The organism is Psychrobacter sp. TB20-MNA-CIBAN-0197 (genome assembly GCF_040309765.1).
In the GTDB taxonomy this organism is placed as follows: Bacteria; Pseudomonadota; Gammaproteobacteria; order Pseudomonadales; family Moraxellaceae; genus Psychrobacter; species Psychrobacter submarinus.
The window spans coordinates 1-2,153 of sequence record NZ_JBEOPC010000062.1 but is presented as its reverse complement, the minus strand read 5'-3'; the positions used below and the strand labels follow the sequence as shown (position 1 = coordinate 2,153).

2 protein-coding genes are annotated in these 2,153 nt (G+C 42.9%); both read right to left on the bottom strand.

All coding sequences use genetic code 11. The features are described 5' to 3' along the window. Positions 1-1,067 (bottom strand): type I restriction endonuclease (locus AAEY83_RS12595; RefSeq protein ID WP_351059226.1); only part of this gene is annotated, 1,067 nt, incomplete at its 3' end. An 8-nt stretch (positions 1,068-1,075) separates the two neighbouring features. Beyond that, positions 1,076-2,131 carry a restriction endonuclease subunit S gene (locus AAEY83_RS12590; protein WP_084212591.1) on the bottom strand — a complete coding sequence of 352 codons (1,056 nt, stop codon included), beginning with the start codon at positions 2,129-2,131 and terminating at the stop codon, positions 1,076-1,078. Positions 2,132-2,153 lie beyond the last annotated feature (22 nt).

Here is a 2,153-nt window from a genome sequence, read left to right as displayed (position 1 = left end):
CGCTCTGATTTGATAGCGCGGTTGAGCTTTTGAATGGTGGTGACGATCAGCTTGTCGTGGGTCTCGCCGAGCTGCTTGACTAAGTTTTTGGTGTTGGTGGTACTGTCTACGCTGCCGTCTTTAAAGGCGTTGAACTCATTGGCGGTTTGGGTGTCCAAATCATTTCTATCGACAACAAACACCACCTTTTCGACATCGGGTAGCCCCATGATGATTTGACTGGCTTTAAATGAGGTCAGCGTTTTGCCTGATCCTGTGGTATGCCAAATATAACCGTTTTTGTCTGAGGCGGTGGCGCGCTCAATTAAGCGCTTGGTGGCATGGACTTGATAGGGTCTGAGCACCATCATGGTCTTGGAGTACTCATAGAGCACGACAAACTGAGCGATCATCTCGGTTAAATGCGTAGGGGTTAAAAACACCTCAGCAAAATCAACGATTTCATTGATCGGTTTGTTGTCGCTGTCCGCCCAGGGAAAGGTAAAATTAAAGTGCTGAGTGCCTTTGGCATAGTAGCGCGTGTTTGCGCCATTACTGATGACGAACAGCTGAACGAACTCAAATAAGCCATGTCCTGCCTTGTAGGCGGCTTTTGAGTAACGCATGGTCTGATGGAATGCCTCGGCAATCTCGATGCCGCCACGGCGCTTAAGCTCGATTTGCACTAGGGGCAAGCCGTTAACCAAGATGGTGACGTCAAAGCGACTGGTGCGCCCGTTTTGGCTGCTGTGGTCAACCATAATCTGATTGCTCAGCTGCCAAATGTTGTCATCAGCGTTTGGCCAAAAAAACTGAATATGGCGTGAGCTGCCATCATCGAATTTGACGTTGAACTTATCGCGCAGCTTTTTGGCACGCTCAAAGGCGCTGCCACTGCCAAGATGACTGATAACTTGCTTCCACTCATCATCAGATAATGGCTGATCCAGCTGATTGGCGCGGACGATTTGCGTCTTTAGGTTGGCAAGGAGTGCCGCCTCGGTGGTAATGGTAACGCGCTCATAACCCAAATCCTGCATTTGCGTCATTAGGCTGTCTTCGAGTTGGTACTCACTTTGCTCAGTCATGTTATACCTTATACAAACATCTGCTGTAATAAGCCTTTTTTCCACGTTTTGGCGTGGTCGATTTGCTCGGCAACGTTATCAATTTTTTGGTCAATAGCGGTTAGGAAGTTGGCAATTTTAGTTTGTTCTTCGCAGCAAGGATATGACATAACAGCGCTTGCTACGGTTTTCCAATCAGCGCGTGGCATCTTTGAACCAGACTGAATACTCGTAAGCTCTGAAAAACCTTCGCTTTGTATATATTGATATAGGTAATTATTAGATATCTCTATACCTGTAAGAACCCAAATCTCAGTAGAGCAGACACCCTTAAAGTCAGGCTGGGCAAATTTATTTAAATATGGACGTAATTTTCCATACAAAACATTAGATCTTTCAAATACGTTTTTCGTGCTTTTTTGATTTTTACTGTCAGTAGTGCCTAGTATTGTCCCTGTACCTTGCGATAAGTGTTCAAGTTCAATGCAAGGTAGATTATTTTCTACTTTAGGATTAAAGCTTTCTGATTTGTTCGTGAAAACGTTGCCAATCAAACTTTCTTCCCAATCCTCAAAATCACTACCATCGTCGGCTTTAAAGCGCAGTTTTTGGCTAAAAAGCTGCTGCATCATGCCTTTTTTGTACTCGGTAAGCAGTTCATGCTTTTGGGTCAGCTCGTCGATCTTAGTATCGACAGCGGATAGAAATGTGGCGATTTTGGTTTGTTCTTCTTTAGCAGGATAATAGATTTCTAAATTCTGTAGTTCAGAAGTATCTAGCTTACCTGCCCCAATACCTGTTGATGTAACTTTATTTTGGATAATGTTTTCTTGAGATAGCAACCATTGAAAAAAATAATATTCGTTCAAATCTTCTTTAGTAATAATAGATTTAACATCTTGATTGAAGGCTACGTCTTTTAAAGCCATCCCCATCGGTATTTTTTTAAACAGCATGCTCCCACGAACTAGAATAAGTATTGAGTTTTTTGGGGCTAACTTTGACCCTTTTTTGAGTCCTAAATCAGTAATATTAGACCTCTTGCAAAAGTCATAATTTAAGCTCGGAATTAATGATACCAGCAAACAGCTTCATTCTAAGATCATA